Raw genomic sequence first — 22,895 nt, 5'->3', positions numbered from 1 at the left:
ATGCAAATATGGGGGGATTGAAGGAATGAAATTGGCTTTATGGGGTAAAAAGGCTTTTGCCATCAGTATGATCCTTATTCTTGTGTGCTCTTACTTTACAGGGTACACGGCAAAAGTGGATGCAGCCACATCCAAAGTTGTGCTTGTAGGCGACCTCCAGTCAGAATTGTCTGCTGGTTCAGGGCAAGTGGAAGACTGGTCACCAGATGCAACAGTCACTCAGATGACCTACACAAACAATGGTACTTATGTCTTTACAGGCACGCTGCCGGCAGGGACCTATAAGTACAAGGTAGCCCTTAACGGCACCTGGGACGAAAGCTATGGATACAGCAGTTATACCCATACTGAAGGAACCGATGACGGCGGCAACATCGTGATTACATTGGCTGCTGAAACAACGGTTACCTTCTATTTCAACGAGATTACCCAAAAAATTGCCGACTCGACGTATTACTCGCCAATAGCAGACAACAGACTGCCGCGGCTGGTGGGTACTCTGCAAAGTGAGCTTGGCGATGCGGGCGATTCCTCGCCAGCCGACGCGAAGACGACATTGTCCGATCCGAACTTTGATAATGTATATGAGCGGACGGCTGATCTTCCTAAAGGCGACTATTCGTACAGCGTCTTTGTGCCGGGAGCAACCCCGCAGGAGGATAAGTCTTATCCTGAGCATGAACAGGCCTTGAATCTGCCAGCGGATCTGCCGGTCACCTTCAAATACAACGCGGCGGATCATGCTGTCAGTGCCAAATTTACGGCTCCGGTTGTTCCGGGTAACAATGCCCCTGTACCCGATGGGCATATGCGGGTTCACTACCAACGTACAGCCGGTGATTATACGGATCAGGGTTTATGGCTCTGGGATGATGTAGCTGCACCTTCCTCCGGGTGGCCTGCGGGTGCCACACCATTCCCTGAAGGTCAAACTGATTCTTATGGGGCGTATACTGACGTGCCGCTTAAGGCAGGAGCCAAAAAAGTCTCCTTCTTAGTCGTCAACCGCAACAATCAGGCCAAAGACGGCGGCGACAAGCTGTTCACAATCAATACTCCGCAAGCGAATGAAATCTGGATCAAGGAAGGTTCGGATCAGGTGACGCCGTATGAGCCGGCAGTAATTCCTGCGAATACCGTCCGGATTCATTACATGAGAGGCGACAATCATCAAAGCCAGTACGGTTTATGGCTGTGGGATGATGTCGCAACAGCACCGGTTAACTGGCCGTCGGATGCTGCTCCGTTTCTCCCTGAGAATGTGGACCGCTTCGGTGCGTATATCGATATTCCGCTGAAAGAAAATGCCAAGAAAATTGGCTTCCTTATCGTTAACCCGACAAACGAGGACAAGGACGGCGGCGATAAAGCTTTCAGCCTGCTGGACCGTTACAATCAGCTGTGGGTAAAAGAAGGGGATAACAATGTCTATGTTTCTCCGTTCGGGGAACAACCGGTAGGACTCGTGTCGGCTGAAGTACTATCGACCAGCAAAATCCTTCTGGGCTTCACCTTAACCGACGGTTTAGATGCTGCTGCATTAAAAGCTGGAATTACCGTCAAGGACAAAGAAGGTACAGCTGTCCCGGTAAATGCAGTAACCATTAAGAGCCCGACTTCCATTGAGGTGGATACAGCAGCTTTTGACCTGGGTAAAACGCCGCTGAGTGTATCTTTTTCCGGTAAAACGGTGTCTGCTTCCGGCGGCTGGAGAATGATCGATGAAATGTACAATTATACAGGGGACGACCTTGGGGCTGAATATAATGCGGCTGAGAAATCGGCCACGCTCAAGTTATGGGCTCCTGTGGCCAGTTCTGTTGTGGCAAATGTGTACGATAAGAGTGATGCAACTAAGCTTGTCGGCCATATCAGTCTGACTAAGGGCGAACAAGGCGTTTGGTCTGCGAAGCTGAAGGCATCTGATTTAACAGGCGCTCCCGGGGAGTCAGATGTAAGCGGATACTATTATCAATATGAAGTTACCAATGACGGGGTTATGAAGCAGGTGCTTGATCCGTACGCCAAGTCCATGGCTGTGTTCACTGTGGATACCACAGGTGCTGCGGGCGCTGGCGGAGATACAGTGGGTAAAGCGGCCATCGTTGACCTGAGCCGGACCAATCCGGCTAACTTCCATGAGGCAGATATCGCCGGTTATGAACAACGCGAGGATGCCGTCATCTATGAAGTCCATGTCCGTGATTTCACGTCGGATATTTCAATCGAAAGCAGTCTGGGCGGCGAACGCTGGGGCACCTATGCCGCTTTTGAGAAGAAGCTGGATTATATTAAATCTTTGGGCGTAACCCATATTCAGCTGATGCCTGTAATGGCATGGTATAACGGCGACGAGACGAAGATGGGACAAAGAGAAAGTGAATATTCAGCGCAAAATAATCAGTACAACTGGGGATATGATCCGCATAGCTACTTCTCCCCGGATGGCGCATATTCACAGAATCCTGCCGATCCAGAACTGCGGATCAAGGAGCTTAAAGGGCTTATCGACGCAGTGCATGAGGCCGGGATGGGCGTCGTTCTGGATGTTGTCTATACCCATATGGCGAAGAAGGAATTCTTGAACGATATCGTGCCTAATTATTATGCGTTCCAGGATGCAAACGGCAACTTTATCGGCGGTTTCGGCAACAACCTGGCGACAAACCATAAGATGGCGGAGAAGCTGATGGTGGATTCCGTCAAGTACTGGTTCAGTGAATACAAAATCGACGGCATGCGCTGGGACATGATGGGAGATGCCACGGCAGATGCTGTGCAGGCTGCCTATGATGCCGCAGCAGCCATTAACCCGCAGGCGCTGTTCATCGGCGAGGGCTGGAAAACGTTCGGCGGAGCTGCTTCCGATCCTTCTCTTGCAGGTAAAGGCGCGGATCAGGATTGGATGAATAAGACGGATAGTGTCGGCGTATTCTCCGATGAATTCCGCAATGAATTGAAATCAGGTTATGGTTCGGAAGGTGAACCGAGGTTTATTACGGGCGGGGCACGTTCCATTGAGACGATACTGGACAATATTAAAGGCCAGCCGTCCAATATCCCGGCGGATGATCCGGGGGATATCGTGCCGTACATTGAAGCCCATGACAATCTGACACTGCATGATGTAATTGCGCAGTCCATCAAGAAAGATCCGGCAATTCCCGGGAACGAGCTGGAAATACAGAAGCGGATCAGGCTCGGTAACATGCTGATATTCACTTCCCAGGGTACCTCCTTCCTGCAGGCAGGCCAGGAGTATGGACGCACCAAGCAGTGGAAGGCAGATACTATTCCTGAGCAAAAAGCTACAGAGCTAAAGGACGCAAACAATAATTCATTCGGGTATTTCATTCATGATTCCTATGATTCATCGGATGCGGTCAACATGTTCGATTGGTCCAAGGTAACCGATGAAGTGAACTTCCCGGTGCAGAACATGACCAAAGATTATACCTCAGGCCTCATTAAGCTGAGAAAGTCTACAGATGCATTCCGTCTGGGCGACATGAGTCTGGTGGATTCTAATGTCAGCCTGATTCCGGCGCCGGAAATGAAGGAGACCGGTCTTGTGATCGGGTACAAGAACAAGGCCACTGATGGCACCGGCATCTATTATGTGTTCATGAATGGCGACAATGTATCCCGAACGCTGACACTTTCCGAGGATTTAACAGGCGGCAGCGTACTGGCCGATGATGACGAAGCGGGTACTGAAGTTATCCCTGCTGCAGCCCAGTCCGGTTTTGCATTAACGGCTACGTCCATTGAACTGCAGCCGTTGACTGCTGTAATTATCAAGATGGATGCCGCAGCAGCTGTGCTGAGTTCTCTGGAAACGGACAGCAGCAGCTACTCACTGCAAATTGGCAGCACACATCAATCGGTTGTATATGCTAAATATGATGACGGCAGCAAACGGTCGGTTACGAATACTGCCACCTATATTTCCGATAAACCGGAAGTGGCTGCCGTTACAAGCAAAGGTCTCGTAAAGGGGCTCAAGGCTGGAACAGCCAACCTTACCATTACCTATGGCGGAAAAACAACGAAGGTAACCGTGAAGGTAACGAAAGAGCCGGTGGATAGCAAACGTTATGTCCAATTGACCTATGTCCGTGACGACAAGGATTATACGGATTGGAATCTCTGGATATGGAACACTGGAGTTATAAATGATCAAATTGATTTCACAACGTTTAAGGATGGTAAAGCCAGTGTTCTGATTGAGGTGGCGCCAAATGCCACAAGCGTGGGTTTCGTACTGCGCAAAGGAACGGACTGGAATACGGGCAAACAAGACTACCCGGATGACCGTGTTATTCCGCTTACCCCGGGTGAAAATTTCACCAAGGTCATTGTGACCAGTATGGTGAAGGAGCTTGACATCAAGCCGGTTATTAGCGGTCCGGTCATGAAGGACGGAACGATTACCTTCAAGTACCGTGATGACGAGCTTTTCCGCAGCGGCAACATGGAATCTATCAGCGAGGTCAAAGTGAAAGTAAACGGCAAAGAATACCCGATGGTGTATGATCCGTCGAGTGAGTGGTTCAGTTATCAACTGACTGGTGTGGAAGAAGGAACGTATAAGTATACCTTCCTGATCACTAAGGATGGAGTTACTGAAGAACTCACCGATCCGAAAAATACGGTGAACGGTGAATCGGTTGCCGTATATCATCGTCCAGACGTTACAGTCAGTGCAAAAGTTCAACCGGAAGCTGTCACATCGAGTGAAAATGCCATTGTGACTGTCAGTGCAGCCTCCGAAGAAGCTGTAACCTATACGCATGGATTCATGGATCTGACTGCCATTGGGGGTCCAAGCGAAGTGAAGCTCGATACCGGGCTCATGAAACAGACCATTGCGGTGAAGGATACCGTAGCCGCGGGCATCAAAACCATTCCGGTCACGCTTATTGACCAGTACGGAAATACGCATAAAGGCAGCACCTCCATTGAAGTGAAAGCCAGAACCTATACGGGAGCCAAGCTGGATTTCGATTGGGATGAGGCACGGATCTATTTTGCCCTGACCGACCGCTTCAAGGATGGTGACCTCACCAACAATGAGAACGTCGATAAAACACATCTTGAAGCCTACCACGGCGGAGACTTCCGCGGGATGATCAACAGTCTGGACTACCTTCAACAGCTGGGGATCAACACGCTCTGGATTTCGCCGATTGTCGACAACATTGATTTCAATAAGGGGGTTGATTTCGGCGGTACGCAGCATGCTTACCATGGATACTGGGCCAAGGATTTCACCCAACTGGATGAACATCTTGGCGATATGGCGACCTTCCGCGAACTGATTGAGAAGGCACATGACAAGGGTATCAAAATCATGGTTGACGTTGTGCTGAATCATGCAGGCTATGGTTTGGAAGCAGAGGATAACTATCCGGCCGTTACCGCAGAGGATAAAGCGCGCTTTGAGGGCATGCTCCGTACGGACGGTATATCGGCCGATACTGACCCGATCAAGGGAGAGCTTGCCGGCTTACCGGACTTCAAAACGGAAGATCCTGCAGTTCGTGCGAAAATTATTGAGTGGCAAACGGGCTGGCTGGACAACGCACGGACAGCGCGTGGCGATACCATCGACTATTTCCGTGTGGATACCATTAAGCATGTGGAAGATACGACATGGAAAGCATTCAAAAATGCGCTGACAGCAATTGATCCCGACTTCAAACTGGTCGGTGAATACTACGGAGGCACCATTGACAGCGATGGCGGCATGCTGCAAACCGGGCAAATGGACGGTTTGCTGGATTTCGGCTTCAAGAATGCGGCAAAAGATTTCACGAACGGCAAAATCAGTGATGTGGATGCTTACCTTCAGGACCGTGAATCGAAGATTGACAATACCCGGATGATGGCTCAGTTCTTGAGCAGCCATGACGAGAACGGCTTCCTGTCTGACTATGTGGACGGGGACAAAGGCAAGCTGAAAATCGCTGCCGCTCTGCAGATTACAGCTAAAGGACAGCCAGTTATTTACTATGGTGAAGAACTCGGACGTTCAGGCAGAAATGCCGGAGACATGTCGAAGGGAGAATTCAGCGAAAACCGTTCGGATATGCCGTGGGATCAGCTTACTGCTGAGCAGGGTCTTCACGACCACTATCAGAAGCTGCTGAATATCCGTGCCAAATACTCTGCGGTATATGCTAAGGGTACACGTACGAAGCTGGCAGGTTCGGATGAACTAGGATATTTGGCTTTTGACAAGCAGTACGGTTCCCAAAATATTGTGACGCTCATCAACACCAGCACGAAGGCTGTAACTGCAAGTATTCCAGTGCCGTACACAGCATTTGCTTCTGTAATAGATGAGTACAGCGGCAGAACCTATGCCGTATCATCCGACCGGAAAGTAACGCTTGAGCTCCCGGGCAGAGATGAGGGAGGAACCGTTATTCTGGCGGTGGTATCTGATGGAACGCCGGGACCTGTACCCACTCCGACACCGACACCAGCACCAACGCCAACAACAACTGCAGATCCGCAAAGCATTGGGGTAGACAGTTTGAAAAACGGCAAGGATGGCAAGGTGGAAGTGCAGGTTGCTGCAGGCAAGCAATCAGTGCTCATACCGATTCAGGCAGCGGGCGTCCTCGGAACAAATGATTTGGTGCTTCATATGGGCGGCATTTCTGTAACCCTGCCTAGTGCAGTGCTGAGCGGGATTCTAGGAAGCTTGTCCGGGACTGAGGGGGAGGGTGCGCACATTCTGTTCGCAACCAGTCCGCTTCAAGGCAATGCGGCAGACACCTTCCTGGCCGGGCTGAAGCTTCAGGATACCAGAGTGACCGCTGCATCGGATGTATATGAGTTTACACTGCATATTGTCAAAAAAGACGGCACCCGTATTCCGGTTACGACCTTTAAAGCGCCGGTTACGCTTGCTTTCAAAATTACCGGCAATCCGGATAAAGATCTGCTCGGTATCTATGTTCTGGGCGATAGCGGAAGTGTGGCATATGCGGGTGGAACCTTGAACGGGAATGTCATTACGGCACAAGTTACGCATTTCAGCAAATATGCGGCACTTGAGCTCGACAAGACATTTAAGGATGTTCCGGCAGCCAATTGGGCGGCAGCGGCGATTAAATCGCTTAGCGCCAAACAAATCGTTACGGGTGTTACCTCTTCCGAATTCAAACCAAAGAGCAATGTCAGCCGCGCGGAATTTACCGCACTGCTGGTTCGTGCGCTTGGTGTGACTGTGGAAGGTCAGGCTGCATTCGCTGATGTGAAGCCTGATGCCTGGTACTCTTCGTACGTGGCAACAGCAGTTAGCCGGGGAATTGTGACCGGACGAAGCCAAGAGAGCTTTGCGCCAAATGCTGCCATCAGCCGCGAGGAAATGGCCGTTATGGTTATTCGTGCGCTGGAAGTCAAACAAGGTAAGAAGGTTGAGGTGGCCTCCGGGACAACCCGGTTTGCAGATGCTTCCGGCATCAGTGCCTGGGCGGGCTCTTATGTAAATGCCGCTGCAGAGCTGGGGTTAGTGCAAGGAAAAGCCGATCATAAGTTTGCTCCCAAAGAGCTGATGACCCGCGCTGAAAGCGCACAAGTGATCTACAATCTGCTTGGCAAATAAATAGCCACATAACGAAAACGGCACTCTTCATCGCGAAGAGTGCCGTTTTTTATTTATGAATGATATCAGGTCTGGATTGAATTGATGGAGCTTGTTATACTACCGCCTTAATGACGGTATAGCCGTATGCTGGCAGCTTAATTGACAGCTTGCCACGCTCAGCGCGCAAGGATTCGCCAGTGAACAGGTTCTCCCATTGACGTTCTTCTACGCCAATGTGGAAAGTCTGGCCTGTCCCTTCTGTGTTCATCAGTACGATGATAATATCATCGCCAAGACTGCGTTCATAAGCCAGCTTGCTGCCCTGCGGGGCCGCCTCCAGGAAGGTGAGGGCGCCGGTGCGGAGTGCAGGATGGCTGCCGCGGATCTCAATCAGCTTGCGGAAAAAGCCGAACAGCTCGCGGTCCTGCTTCTCGGGATCCCACTCCATGCATTTGCGGCAGCCCGGATCGCCTTCGCCATCCATGCCAATTTCAGCGCCGTAGTAGATGCACGGCGTGCCCATAAAGGTGAACTGGAACAATGTGGCCAGTTTCAGCTTGTTCTTGTCTCCTCCGGCCAAGGTCAAGAGGCGCGGTGTATCATGGCTGTCCAGCAGATTGAAGGCCACTTCACTGGCCTGCAGCGGGTAACGCGACAGCTGCTTGCCGATGGCATTGGCAAAAGCTTCGGCGTCAAGCGTGCCGGAGACGAAGAAATCAATTACGGCATCGGTGAATGGATAGTTCATTACCGCATCGAATTTATCACCTTCCAGCCAAGGGGCAGATTCATGCCAGATTTCACCCAAAATATAAGCTTCGGGATTTGCGCGTTTTACTACTTTGCGGAAGTCGCGCCAGAATTCATGATCGACCTCATTGGCAACGTCCAGACGCCAGCCGTCAAGGCCTACCTCACGAATCCAGTATTCAGCTACATTCAGCAAATATTCTTTAACTTCAGGATTCTCTGTATTCAGCTTTGGCATCAGCGGTTCGAAGGCAAAGGAATCATAATTCGGGATGTTGTCCACCACCTGCAGCGGGAATTCGCGGACATGGAACCAGTCCTTGTAGCGGGAGTTCTCTCCGTTCTCCAGCACATCAACGAATGGGGCAAAGGTTCTGCCTGAATGATTGAACACGGCGTCCAGCAGCACGCGAATGCCGCGTTCATGGCAGGCATCGACGAGTTTTTTGAGTGTCTTCACATCACCGAAATGCGGATCAACCTTCATATAGTCCTCTGTATCATACTTATGGTTGGTAGTCGCCGCGAAGATGGGAGTGAAATAGATGCCGGTAATGCCAAGCTCGGTCAAATGATCCAGATGGTCAATGACTCCTTGAAGATCTCCGCCGAAGAAATTTTCCGGTGTAGGCGTACTGCCCCATGGCTGCACATTCTCTGGATTCAGACTGGGATCACCGTTCGCAAAGCGCTCCGGAAAGATCTGATAGAAGACAGCGTCCTTCACCCATGCCGGCGGTGCGAACACATCTACAGGGTTTATGTACGGAAATTCAAACAGCCGGTTCGGATTCGCCGGACGTTCTGTCTGAAAGTCGCTTTCCGTCATCCAGATCCGCTCATGACCTTTTTGCAGCAGGAAACCGTATTTCAGCCTGCGGTACAGGGGAACCGTCTCACACTCCCAATAATCAAACATCGCATCCGAAGTGAAAAGCTTCATCGGAATCAATTCTTTAGTAGCATCCCAGGCATATTTATCGCCGGCCCAGGCGAACACCTCTGTCAAATCTCCCTTTTTGGCACGTAGACGAAGATGAATGGTTTGGCGGTCATAAGCATAGGACCAATTCAAGCGCGGACGGTGATATACTGCTTCCAATAACATGATAATTCCTCCTAAAAAGTTGGTTTGTGTTGTGGAATCCCAATGCAGAACTAAGACGGTGCATTATGCGCAATTTGCATGAAGTGGATATATAAGGAACTTTAGGGGTGATATACGGACATGTGCCCGCGGTGCGCAAACATTGTGCCACGATTGCACAATATCGCCCTTACATTCGCCCATAGCAAAGAGGCACAACCGCCGCCGAAGAGATAGTTCCGAGGTTGTACCTGTGTCAAGTAACATTGCCTTTTAGTTATGAAAGAACAAAGGGCGGATGCTTCTGCTGCTTCCAGCAGATCAAGCTGCTCATAATGGTTTGGATTATAGCACGGAATAAATAGCCGTTCAATACTATTGTTCAAACCATTGCACAATTATTCACTTGCGATCAGGTGCTTTTACGGTGACCTAATTTTCAAAAGATTCATTACAGAAGATAAGTGCGGCTATAAATTGTTAATGAAAACAAATAATTGAGTCGATATTTACGAAAATAAAAGTAAATAAGAGTAATCTTGCGAATAAGGGATATATTGTATTGTTATCATGGATAATTAGCCGAAAATGGACGAATATACCATGTGCAAACGTTTTAACAATTAAGATTCCTGTTGTATTATAAATTAAGTAATGAAGCGCTTTCTAGAACTTGACTAAAGCGGATACAGAAGGTTGAAAGAATAAAACAGACATTTTTTTTTGGATCTTCTGAAATCGTTTGCGCAAGTTCTGCAGTATCATTGTTGGCAAGCGTACACAAATTAGGAGGGGTTAAAGCATGAAGTTGAAAAAGCTTATGGTTCTTACCGCCGCAGCGTCTATGGCACTTTCTGTTACTGCCTGCGGATCTAACAACAACGGAAATAACGGGGGCAGCAACTCAACCGCAACGAACGCACCATCAGAAAGCACGGCTCCGGCCGAAAACGCAGGCACAGACAACACTGGCGCCGAAACCGTACAAATCACCCCGGAAGATGGCGCAACCCTGACCGTATGGGAAAGTAAGGAAGAAAGAGCCTTTACAGACGCAATCGCGAAGGAATTCACTGAAAAATACAATGTTCCGGTAAAAATTGAAGAGTTGTCACCGGTAGAGCAAGTTACCAAGCTGTCCCAAGACGGTCCTTCCGGTTTGGCTGCCGACGTTATTCTGATTCCGCATGACAACCTGGGCAGAGCAGCAAGCGCACAACTTTTGCTTCCAAACGATGTGTTCGAGCAAGAAACAGTAAAGAACAATACAGAATCCTCGATTACCGGTGCCAGCTATGACGGTCTCCTGTACGGCTACCCGCGTGCAGCTGAAACTTATGCCTTGTACTACAATAAGTCTCTTGTTACTGAAGCGCCTAAGAGCTTTGATGATGTACTCGCCTTCGGTAAAACCTTCACCGACAAACCTAAAAACCGGTATGGAATCATGTGGGAAGTCGGCAACATGTATTTCGACTATCCGTTCATCGCTTCCAACGGCGGTTACCTCTTCGGGGATAACGGCACGAACAAAGACGATATCGGGATCAATACCGACGGCGCAATCCAAGGCTTGAGTGAATTTAAGAAACTGAAAGAAATTCTGCCAATCAACAGTGGCGATATTAACCCGGATATTAAGCGCAGTCTCTTCAACTCCGGCGATGTCGCAATGGATATCAACGGACCTTGGGAACTGGCCGGATACAAAAAGGCTCTGGGCGACAATCTGGGACTGACACCGCTGCCGACTGTCGGTGGAAAAACTGCCATCTCCTTGGCCGGCTTCAAGATCTTTGCGGTTAACGCGTATACGCAATATCCAAATGCCGCCAAGCTCTATGCTGAGTTTGCTTCCAGCAAGGATGCCCAGCTTAAGCTGAACAAACTTGTCGGATCGATTCCAACCAACTTGGAGGCTCTGAAAGACCCGCAAATCAAGGATGACCCTTATGTATCCGTTTTTGCTGAACAGGCTAACAACTCCCAGCCAATGCCATCCATTCCTGAAATGGGCAATGTGTGGAGTCCTGTAAATGCAGCCCTGCCGGAAATCTGGGACAAAGGCGTAGACCCTAAGACTGCAATGGACAAAGCAGCCCAACAGATCAAAGATCTGAACAACGGCGCTTCGAAGTAAACATCTGCAGGTCTATTCCAAAAGTATATTTATGAAATCAAATCACCCGCCGCCTGGTAGCGGCGGGCGATTCTCTGATTTCCCAGGAGAGGAGAACGGAAGGGAAATGCAGCGACACCATACTAGAACAGCAACGATACTGTCTACATTGTTTATGGGATTGGGACAAATATATAACCGCCAATTTATCAAAGGTTTTATTTTTTTGATTGTAGAGGCATTAAGCTTAACTTACTTTATTCAGAAGCTGGGACGGGCGTTCTGGGGTATCATTACCTTGGGTACAACCTCCCAACATTTTGAGAAGGTCAAAGGGATTGCCAAGTTGGTCAAAGGTGATCATTCTATATTTATTCTAATTCAGAGTTTGATTACGATTATATTCTTTCTTCTGTTTCTGCTTGCGTGGTATATGAACATTAGAGATGCCCGAAAGACTGGAGCTGCGCGAGACGCAGGCCATACTCCGGCTACATTTAAACAGAGCATCCGTTATATCCTCGACTACAAGTTTGCGCAGACATTTCTTATCCTGCCGTCTGTAGGTATTCTGTTATTTACAGTAATGCCGATCATCTTCATGATCATGCTGGCGTTTACGAACTATTCTGCGCCTAACCATATGCCTCCGGCCAAGCTGGTAGATTGGGTTGGCTTTGAAACATTCCATAATCTGATATCACTTAAATCATGGAGCCAGACCTTTTACGGGGTACTTACTTGGACTATTATCTGGGCGATCTTGTCCACGGTTACTACCTATTTCTTCGGCATGCTGGTCGCGATGCTAGTCAGCCAGCAAGGCATTCGTTTCAAGGGCATTTGGAGAGCCATTCTGATTGTTCCATATGCTATTCCGCAGATGATCTCCCTTCTGCTCATGCGTAACCTGTTCAACGGCCAGTTTGGTCCGATTAACCAATATCTAAAATTTTTCGGGCTCGGTGGCCTTCCTTGGCTAACGGATCCGTTCTGGGCCAAAGTAACGGTTATCGTGGTTAACATGTGGGTCGGTATTCCGGTATCCATGCTGCTGATTATGGGGGTTCTGACAACGATTCCGCGCGATATGTATGAAGCGGCCGAAGTGGATGGGGCGACCAACTACCAGAAATTCCGCATCATAACATTGCCTATGGTGCTGTTCTCGACGGCGCCTACACTGATTGCCCAGTTTGCAGGCAACATCAATAACTTTAATGCGATCTTCCTGTTAACAGGTGGTAGTCCCGTCAACGGGGATTATCAGTACGCCGGTTCCACCGACTTGCTCGTGACGTGGCTTTACAAGCTCACGCTTGACCAGAACAAATATAACATGGCATCTGCGGTCGGAATCATTATCTTCTTGATCGTAGCCAGCTTCTCGCTTTACAATTACCGGCGGACGAAATCATTCCAGGAGGAGGACATGATCCAATGAGCGGAGTAAATATTAAAAGAAAAATACGGCTTGGATTAAGTTATTTGACGTTGCTGATTCTGTCTGTTGCAGCACTCTATCCTGCCATTTGGATTCTGTTATCGTCGCTGCGGCCGGGCAAATCCCTTTACAGTAAAACACTGATTCCTGAAACGTTTACGCTTGAACATTACCGGGCGCTGTTCTATGATAACACCCTGCTGTTCCCTACCTGGTGGCTTAATACGTTTAAGATTGCCTTGTTCTCAATGCTCCTGGGCGTTTTCTTGACATTGCTTACAAGCTATGCAGTTTCCCGGTTCAGATTCAAGGCGCGCAAGACTACCATGTCCGGACTGCTGGTGCTTGGAATGTTTCCAGGCTTCATGAGTATGATTGCCATCTATTTGCTGCTGAAAGAGTTTGATCTGCTGGATACACATATGGCTCTGATTATCGTATATGCAGCCGGAGCTCCGCTAGGCGGGACACTGATCGCGAAAGGGTTCCTCGATACGATACCGCGTTCACTGGACGAAGCTGCCCGCATTGACGGAGCAAGCAACTTTGGAATCTTCTGGAGAGTTATTCTGCCTCTGTCGAGACCGATGATTACTTACATGGCACTTACGCAATTTGTCGGACCTTGGGTTGACTTTATCTTTGCCCGACTGATTCTGCGGACCAAGGAGAAATGGACCGTTGCCGTCGGTATGTGGGATATGGTGAATTCAAACCAGAATACCAATTTTACTACCTTTGCAGCCGGGGCTGTACTGATCTCTATCCCGATCATGATTCTCTTTGCCTTCCTGCAAAAGTTGCTCGTCGAAGGGTTGACGGCTGGGGCGAGCAAGGGTTAATCTAGCCCTTTGCCACTTTGCGTGATTTAACGAAAACAAGGTACAGCCTTCATTTGACTGCGAAGGGTGTACCTTGTCTTATGTATTTTTATTTAATTTATGGGGTTTAATAGCGGGGCCCTTGCAAAAAATCTGAACCGGCATCGAGGCAAATCACCACTTTGTGGGGTTATTCAGGAACTTCAGCTGGGCACCTGATTAGGCTTCAAGGATAAAACCCACTAATGTGGCGTTATTTTATTCTATGGGGAGAGTAAACTTATGAAAGGGCAACGAAGCCTGCATCTGCAATCGGTTGGCGTCAAATTATTCGTAATCCTGTTCAGCACCATTCTGTTGTTGTCCTCCGTGCTTGGTGTGACTTCTTATTACGCCGCCAAAGGTATTATTACCGATGAAGTAGCTGCTGCTTCATCGCAAGCGATTGTCCAGGCCGCTGATAAACTGGATTTCCTCTTTGTCGAGTATGAAGCGCTCTCGCGGCAATTTGCCGTGGATCAGGCGCTCAAGGCAGATCTGGAGGCGGTAAATGATCCCGGTATCGGGATCGTGGCTAAGGTTGCCGCCGAAGGGCGTATCCGCAGCAAGCTGGATGCAGTCAAAGGCTCCGATGAGCGTCTATTGGGCATCCGGCTTGTTTCCCGTAGCCTCGCCGAAGTTGAATCTTATAAAACCTCGGGCCTTACGGGGATCCGCACCGATGAGGGGATTCTGGCGAGATTCAAGCAGATTGACGAGGCCAAGGGCAATCCAGTGTGGTTCCCGGTCCGGCCGACGGGTTTCTTCGATACATACTCGGAAGCTTCTCTCACGATGGGGCGGCTTCTGCGCAATATGCAAAATCCGCAAGCGGAATATTATATGCTGATTGAGATCAAGCGAAGCTCTCTCAATGACATGTTAGCGAATCTGCGCATCGGAGAAGACGGTGAGCTGCGCATCCTTGATGCTGACCGAAAGGTTGTGTATGCGAAGGATGATGCTCTGCTGGAGCAGCCTTCATTCATCAAGCCGTCGAGGGCAGAGGTCGAGCCGCAGCCGGGCCAAGAATTGGATCGTTTCTTTATGGCAGACGATGAAGCCGGAATAGAGCAACTGGCGGTGTACCAGCCGCTGACCACAGGTGGTTGGACACTGCTTGGCTATGCGCCGGTCAGTGATTTCACCAAGTCGGCCGACCGCCTGTTGTACATTACACTGCTCGTAGTATTCGCGGCGGCGCTGATTGCTCTCTTGATCGGCTATGTGCTGGTTCGTCTGATTGGCCGGCCGCTCGGTAAGCTGGCCCGGCTGATGGAGGAAGGGGAGCAAGGCAACCTTAATGTTCGTACCAACTTCAAGGGCCGCGATGAAATCGGCCGGCTTGGACATAGCTTCAACCGGATGATGGAGCAGATTTCCCGGCTGGCCGGCCAAAGCGGCGCTTCGGCGACAGAGGTTCTGGCGACATCCGAACAGCTGGTTCATGCTTCGGCAACGATCTCGGACCACGCCCGTGAGCTGGCGGTAGCCACGGATGAAATTGCCCAAGGTGCTGCCAGTCTGGCGGCGGAAGCCGAGAGCAGCAACCATGATGTGGAGCTGATGGGCGGCAAGATGCATGAGGTGGACCAGATTAACCGGGTGATGGATGCGGCAGCGGAGAAAGTGATCGCGGTCAGCGAGCAGGGAGCGGCGCTGATGAAGACACTGGTTGCGCAAAGTGAGTCGACGGTGGAGATGATGCGGCTGATTGAAGAGAATTCGGCCAAGCTGCAGGAAAGCACTCATCTGATCCGCAATATTCTGGCGCCAATGATTGCCATGAACAAGCAGACCAATATTCTGGCGCTTAATGCTTCCATTGAAGCAGTCCGTGCCGGAGCAGCCGGCAGAGGCTTTATTGTTATCGCCGACGAGATCCGCGCCCTGGCCGGCCAGTCCAGCCAATCGATTGCCTCCGTCTCGCAAATTACAGAGGAGATCGGGCGGAGTATCGAGGACACCGTCAAGGTGGTGGGCGAGGCCGTGCCGCTGTTCAGCGAGCAGATCGGCTCGGTGCGGGAATCGTCCCAGATTTTCGCGGCTGTACGCAAGGAAATGGAAGACTTCATTGAATACCTGGGTCAATCGTCGGCTGCGGTTTCTGAGTTGACCATTTTCCAGGCGCGCCTTGGCGAGTCGATGGGCAGTGTCCGTTCCGTGGTGCAGCAGACCAGTGCATCTACGGAAGAAGTGGCGGCGATGTCTTCCCGGCAATTGACGGTTAGCGGCGAACTGGTGGCGCTGTCCAAGCAACTGGAGGAACTGGCAGAGAGCTTGAAGCAATCGCTGATATCTTTTCACGGGCAAGCTGAAAATCCGGAAGCGGACAGTCCGGAACAAATGCAGTAGAGTTGTTCCGAAGAACCTCAAAATAAGTTGCGTATCTTTCCAGGCAGGCAGCGGATAGCGGAATTTCAGCATGTTGCCTCACATCAAGATTCCTCCAACCCCGCTGATGCGGGCTGGAGGGGTCTAGTCTGGATATCCTCATTCTAAGTTTAGTAAGTATTACTTCGAACTACCCTGGTTATTTTATTCTAATTAGTTAATTGGGATTTTCTTTCAATTATTAAAAAACATGAAAGAGATGGACTATGAAATTATTCTGTATACCTTATGCAGGTGGTTCGGCCTTCTTCTACAGTCAATGGTCAAGCCACTTAAACGGAATCGCTGAGATTATTCCTGTGGAGTTGGCTGGCAGAGGCAGGAGAGTGCACGAGCCGTTTTATCGATCTTTTGAAGAAGCAGTTGAAGATATTACATCGATTATTGTGCCGCAATTAAGTGGAGAGCCCTATGGGATTTTCGGGCATAGCTTGGGGGCAATTCTTGCCTATGAAACGATTCATCAACTGAAAAGTAGGGGGTATAAGGAGCCTGATGCCGTTTTTTTCTCAGGAAGATCTGCTCCGCATGTACCAGACAAGGATGAAACTATCGTTTACACGCTCCCGGATGAAGAGTTTAAGCGGCACTTAATGGAATTAGGCGGAACGCCGCTGCAGTTTTTTGATAATACGGAATTGATGGATCTTTTTTTGCCTATTATCAGGTCGGATTTCCGGTTGTCAGAGACTCATATGTTCAAAGAAAGAAACAGTAAACTTGGGTGTGACGTCTACATATTCTTCGGTTACAAGGATGACACCCTGTCAGGAGATATAGAAGAGTGGGACCAAGTTTCTGACAACGCTTGCAAGTATGTTGGTTTTGATGGAGATCATTTTTTTATTCATAGTCATTCGCAATTGGTTATAGAGGCTCTTATGAAGGCTCTCAATTTCCGCTAATCGCAGCAAGATGTGTTTTTACAACAAGAACCTATAATCCAGGCCAATCATCATACTGCCTAATTCGACCTCACTTTCTCAGATTGGTTTGCGGTTGCCTTCAGAAGCATGCAGTTCATTCAGAGTCAGCATAATTAATGAGGGGGACTTACTTGTATGAGACCGTTAAGCGGGAGCAAATCTGCATTTCCATTAACGCACGCACAGAAGAGAATTTGGATGATGGAGCAGCATTATCCTGACACTTCGCTCAATAATATAACGCTGTATTTTATTTTTAAAGGAGAAGCGAATTTAGATTGGATTGAAGCAGCCATCCACTATAATCTTAGCAACCACGCAGGCTTTGGATTGCGAATCTCCCGCAACCAGGACGGTGAGCCCTATCAATATTATGTGCCCCATCATAAAACCCCGTTCCCACTAATCGATTTCAGTACTTCAAATAACCCTAATGAGGCGCTTGAGCTTTGGACGCAGCAGCAAGCGGCAATCCCCTTCCAATTCGAGAATAACCCATTATATTACGTAGCCCTCTTCAAAATCAGTGACGATGAGTTCGGATATTTAATCAAGGCACATCACATCATTGCTGATGGATGGTCAGGGCAAGCATGGCTTCAAGATACACTGGCAATTTATGAAAAGCTGGCGAAAGGCGAAAACAATCCGGTTGGCAGGTCCAGCAATTTTCTTGATTTTGCAGATCATGATGAAAATTATTTAACGTCTAACCGGTACATAAAAGACAAGCAGTTTTGGTTAAACCGTTATCAGGACTATGAGTCCCCCACGATTATGGGAACTTCCAGAGTTGTCACCAGCGATTCGGCCGGAACACGGAGATCATTCCAGCTGAACAAAGAGCTCTCTGACCGGATCAGAGAAAGACTTGATGAGAACCGGGTTTCACTAAACGCCTGGTTTGTCTCGTTAATGCTCGCCTATTTGTATCGGACGACAGGGCAAAGCGATTTAGTAATTGGGACTCCAGTCCTGAATCGTTCCGGATCGAAAGAAAAATCTGCAATAGGTATGTTTGTAAGTACAATGCCGCTTCGGGTTCAGATCAATGCTATGCAGAGCTTCGACTCGTTTAGCAGGGAAGTACAGCGGGAATTGATGTCATGTTACTTTCATCAAAAATATCCTTACGATAATCTGGTGCAAGAATTAGAACTGCGCAAAAGGGGAATAGATCAGCTATTTTCTGTTGTTGTAAATAATCTTGGCACCAGACTTGTGACGAATTTGGCAAACCTGACTGTAAAAGCGAACGAGGTTTACAATGGGCATCAATTTTATCCATTTCAGCTTATGATTAAAGACTGGTCTCTGACTGGTGAACTCGAATTGGCTTTTGATTACAAAGCTGACCATTCGGATGGAATTGTAGAACAGATATTTAACTCTTTTAATGTCATGCTTCAGGATATCCTTGGGGAGCCTAGTCTCATGATGCAAGATATCCGTCTATTAGATGAAGAGGGGACCCGTCAACTTACAGTTGGATTCAACGACACGGCGGCGGAGTATCCGCGGGAAGCGACAATCCACGGTCTGTTCGAGGAGCAGGTGGAGAAGACGCCGGATGCGGTAGCGGTTGTTTACGGGGAACAGCAGCTCACCTATACGGAGCTGAATGCGCGGGCGAATCAGCTGGCGTGGACGCTGCGCGGGCAAGGTGTGGGGCCGGACCGTATTGTGGCGATCATGGCGGAACGCTCGCTGGAACTGATTGTAGGGATCTATGGCATCCTGAAGGCCGGCGGGGCGTACTTGCCGATCGATCCGGCATACCCGAAAGAGCGCATCCAATACATGCTCGGGGACAGCGGCGCGGAAGCGCTGCTGATTGACGCTGGCCTTGATCCATGCGGATTTGAGGGCGCGGTCATCGAGTTGACTTCCAGAAGGCATGCACAATCCGTGGCTAACCCGCCGCTAGAGCTGGATTCCCGGCATTTGGCGTATGTGATGTATACCTCGGGGACCACAGGCAACCCCAAAGGGGTCATGATGGAGCATCGCGCGGTCATTAACCGCCTGCAGTGGATGCAGAATTGGTACCGCATCGGAGAAGAGGATGTCATTCTGCAGAAGACGCCGATAACGTTCGACGTTTCGGTGTCGGAGCTGTTCTGGTGGGGAATGACCGGGTCCCGGGTCTGCATGCTTTCTCCGCAGGGAGAGAAAGATCCAGCGGTGCTGGCCGAAACCATCGAGCGTCACGGGGTCACGGTGATGCACTTTGTGCCGTCGATGCTGAGCGTCTTCCTGGAGCAGGCCGGGCAAGCATTTAGCCCGGAGAAGCTCGGCAGCTTGCGCCGGGTATTTGCCAGCGGAGAAGCGTTGAAGCCGCAGCATGTGGCCGGGTTCTACAAGTTAATGGAAGGGAGCGGAGCCACGCTTCACAACCTGTACGGGCCGACGGAAGCAGCTGAGGTTTCCTATTTTGATTGCATGCCACTCATCGCGGAAGCGGCGGTGCCGATCGGCAAGCCGCTTGCCAATACGCAGCTGTACATTGTAGATGACGACTTGCAGCTGAAGCCGATGGGCACCGCTGGAGAGCTGTACATCGCGGGGGACGGTCTGGCGCGGGGTTACTTCAATCGGCCGGAATTGACGGCGGAGAAATTCGTAGACAACCCGTTCGAGCCGGGGACGCGGATGTACCGGACCGGGGATTTGGCGAGATGGCTGCCGGACGGCAACGTGGAGTACCTGGGCCGGATCGACCATCAAGTGAAGATCCGCGGCTACCGGATCGAGTGCGGGGAGATCGAAGCACAGCTTCTGGTGCAGGCGCATATCCGCGAAGCGGTGGTCATGGCCCGCGAGGATGAGCAAGGACAGGCGTACTTGTGCGCGTATCTTGTGAGCGACGAAGTCGTTCCGGTACCGGAGCTGCGGGCGCAACTGGCAACACAGCTGCCGGATTACATGATCCCGTCCTACTTTGTGGAGCTGGAGAAGCTGCCGCTGACCCCTAACGGCAAGGTCGACCGGAAGGCGCTGCCTGCGCCGGACCGGGAGGCGTACAGCGAAGGCTATGAAGCGCCGCGGGATGCGCTGGAGACGCAATTGGCGGAGTTGTTCGCAGAGGTGCTGGGGGTAAACGAAGTCGGCATCGGCGATTCGTTCTTCGAGCGCGGCGGTCACTCGCTGAAAGCGATGACGCTGGTGTCGCGCATTCATCAGCAGCTGGCGGTGGAGCTGCCGCTGCGGGAGCTGTTCGCGCGTCCGACGGTGAAGGCGTTGGTGGTCTATGTGCGCAGCACGGAGGAAAGCGGCTACGGCCGAATCGAGCCGGCATCGGCGCAGGCATCGTACCCGCTGTCTTCGGCGCAGCGGCGGCTATACGTGCTGCATGAGGTAGAGCCGGAGAGCACGCGCTACAACATGCCGGGGGTCATGGAGCTAACAGGGCAGGTGGATGCGGATCGGCTGGAGGAAGCGATTCGCTCGGTCATCGCCCGTCACGAATCGCTGCGCACGTCGTTCAGGTGGATCGACGGAGAACCGAGACAACAGGTACACGAAGACGTGTCGTTTGAATGGGGATGCCGGGAGGCAGATGAAGTGCAAGCCCGGGAGCTCATCCGGAACTTCGTGCGGCCGTTCGCGTTGGATCAGGCGCCGCTGCTGCGGGCCGGGCTGCTGCGACTGGCAGAGGAGCACCATTGGCTGGTGTGGGACATGCACCATATCGTCTCGGACGGCGTGTCGCTGAACCTTCTGGTGTCGGACCTCATGGCGGCGTATGCCGGTGAGGAGCTGACGCCGCTGCGGATTCAGTACAAGGACTACGCGGTCTGGCAGCAGGGCACACTCGGAGTGAAGCGGATGGGGGCGCATGAGGCGTACTGGCTGTCGGCCTATGCGGAGGAAGTGCCGGTGTTGGAGCTGCCGGCCGACCGGACGCGTCCGGCAGTGCCAAGCAGCGAAGGCGGGCAGGTTCATGCGCAGATCAGCGCGGACGTAGCTGAGGCCCTAAAACGAATTGCCGCAGAGACCGGAGCCACGCTGTACATAGTGCTGCTGGCCGCCTATAACGTGTGGCTGCACAAGTACACGGGGCAGACCGACATTGTGGTCGGGACGCCGGTGTCTGGGCGGTCCCATGGTGATACAGAGCCGATGATCGGGATGTTCGTGAATACGCTGGCACTGCGCAACGCCCCGTCCGGGGACAAGCGGTTTATGGACTTCCTGCGCGAAGTGAAGGAGCGGACGCTGACGGCATTCGAGCATCAGGATTACCCGTTCGAGGAACTGGTCGAGAAGCTGAACATACGGCGCGATATGAGCCGCAATCCCTTATTCGACACGATGCTGGTGCTGCAGAACATGGAGCAGGCGCGCTTTACCCTGGCGGATGTTGACGTACATCCGGTCGAGCTGGACCACCGGGCGACGAAGTTTGACCTGACGCTGAACGTTGCGGAGAGTGAGCAAGGACTTCAGCTGTTGCTGGAATACAGCAGCGTGCTGTTCAACGAGGAGACAGCCGGGCGGTACCTGATACACTTTGTGCAGCTCTTGTCGCAAATGGCCGGTCAGCCGGAAGCAAGCATTGGGTCGTATGAGCTTGTTACGCCAGAGGAGAAGCAAGAGCTGCTGCATGCGTTCAACGACACGGCGGCGGAGTATCCGCAGGAAGCAACGATCCACGGTCTGTTCGAGGAGCAGGTGGAGAAGACGCCGCATAAGGTGGCGGTAGTGTACGGGGATCAGCAGCTGACCTATGCGGAGCTGAACGCGCGGGCGAACCAGCTGGCGTGGACGCTGCGCGGGCAAGGTGTGGGGCCGGAAACGATTGTAGCAATTATGGCGGAACGCTCGCTGGAGCTGATGGTAGGGCTTTATGGCATCCTGAAGGCCGGCGGGGCATACTTGCCGATTGATCCGGCGCTGCCGGCCGAACGCATCCGGTATATGCTCGGGGACAGCGGCGCGGCAGTACTGCTGATTCAGCCCGGCCAGGATTCATGCGGATTTGAGGGGACGGTCATCGAGTTGACGCATGGAGGGCGGGTGCAATCCGAGGCCAATCCGCCGCTAGAGCCGGATTCCCGGCGTTTGGCGTATGTGATCTATACCTCGGGGACCACTGGCAACCCGAAAGGGGTCATGATTGAGCATCGCGCGGTCATCAACCGCCTGCAATGGATGCAGAATCGCTACCCCATCGGAGAACAGGACGTCATTCTGCAGAAGACGCCGATAACGTTCGACGTTTCGGTGTGGGAGCTGTTCTGGTGGGGCATGACCGGGGCCAAGGTCTGCATGCTTCCGCCGCAGGGAGAGAAAGATCCAGCGCTGCTGGCCGAAACGATCAAGCGTCACGGGGTCACGGTTATGCATTTTGTGCCGTCGATGCTGAGCGTCTTCCTGGAGCAGGCCGGGCAAGCGTTTAGCCCGGAGAAGCTCGGCAGCTTGTGCCGGGTATTTGCCAGCGGAGAAGCGTTGAAGCCGCAGCATGTGAGCGGGTTCTACAAGTTAATGGAAGGGAGTGGAGCCACGCTTCACAACCTGTACGGGCCGACGGAGGCCACGGTCGATGTCGCGTATTACGACAGCGCTCCGACCTTCGCGGAAGCGGCGGTGCCGATCGGAGGGCCGATCGCCAATACGCAGCTGTACATTGTGAACGACAAGCGGCAGCTGCAGCCGATAGGCGTCGCGGGTGAACTATGTATAGCGGGGGACGGCTTAGCGCGGGGTTACTTC

8 protein-coding genes are annotated in these 22,895 nt (G+C 51.3%); 7 read left to right on the top strand and 1 reads right to left on the bottom strand.

Annotated features, from left to right (window positions below):
• The first annotated feature begins 25 nt into the window (after window positions 1-25).
• Window positions 26-7,618: a pullulanase gene (locus tag NYE29_RS00040; RefSeq protein ID WP_076113089.1), complete on the top strand. Its 7,593-nt coding sequence runs from the start codon at window positions 26-28 to the stop codon at window positions 7,616-7,618.
• A 94-nt stretch (window positions 7,619-7,712) separates the two neighbouring features.
• Here NYE29_RS00040 and NYE29_RS00035 read toward each other — a convergent pair whose 3' ends face one another.
• Complete coding sequence (locus NYE29_RS00035; protein ID WP_340893692.1) at window positions 7,713-9,458, bottom strand: alpha-glycosidase; 1,746 nt, start codon at window positions 9,456-9,458, stop codon at window positions 7,713-7,715.
• Window positions 9,459-10,239: 781 nt separating this feature from the next.
• Between NYE29_RS00035 and NYE29_RS00030 the strand changes: the two genes are divergently transcribed.
• From NYE29_RS00030 to NYE29_RS00005, 6 genes are all read left to right on the top strand, one after another.
• A complete protein-coding gene (locus NYE29_RS00030; protein ID WP_340893690.1) occupies window positions 10,240-11,577 on the top strand; it encodes a sugar ABC transporter substrate-binding protein in 1,338 nt (445 codons plus the stop codon).
• Window positions 11,578-11,683: 106 nt separating this feature from the next.
• Window positions 11,684-13,000 (top strand): carbohydrate ABC transporter permease, encoded by a 1,317-nt coding sequence (locus NYE29_RS00025; protein ID WP_340893689.1) that lies wholly within the window; start codon window positions 11,684-11,686, stop codon window positions 12,998-13,000.
• A complete protein-coding gene (locus tag NYE29_RS00020) occupies window positions 12,997-13,842 on the top strand; it encodes a sugar ABC transporter permease (RefSeq protein WP_340893688.1) in 846 nt (281 codons plus the stop codon). The genes NYE29_RS00025 and NYE29_RS00020 overlap by 4 nt, the downstream gene beginning before the upstream one ends.
• A 261-nt stretch (window positions 13,843-14,103) precedes the next feature.
• A complete protein-coding gene (locus tag NYE29_RS00015) occupies window positions 14,104-16,215 on the top strand; it encodes a methyl-accepting chemotaxis protein (protein ID WP_340893687.1) in 2,112 nt (703 codons plus the stop codon).
• A 245-nt stretch (window positions 16,216-16,460) separates the two neighbouring features.
• On the top strand, window positions 16,461-17,159 hold the full coding sequence (locus NYE29_RS00010) for a thioesterase II family protein (RefSeq protein WP_340893686.1): 699 nt from the start codon (window positions 16,461-16,463) through the stop codon (window positions 17,157-17,159).
• A gap of 156 nt (window positions 17,160-17,315) precedes the next feature.
• Window positions 17,316-22,895: amino acid adenylation domain-containing protein (locus NYE29_RS00005; protein ID WP_340893683.1), on the top strand; the 5,580-nt coding region annotated here is incomplete at its 3' end.

Origin of the sequence: Paenibacillus sp. FSL M7-1046 (genome assembly GCF_038007405.1) — a bacterium.
Taxonomy (GTDB): Bacteria; Bacillota; Bacilli; order Paenibacillales; family Paenibacillaceae; genus Paenibacillus_AQ.
The sequence above is the reverse complement of the archived record's forward strand: the minus strand, read 5'-3'. Positions and strand labels throughout refer to the sequence as shown.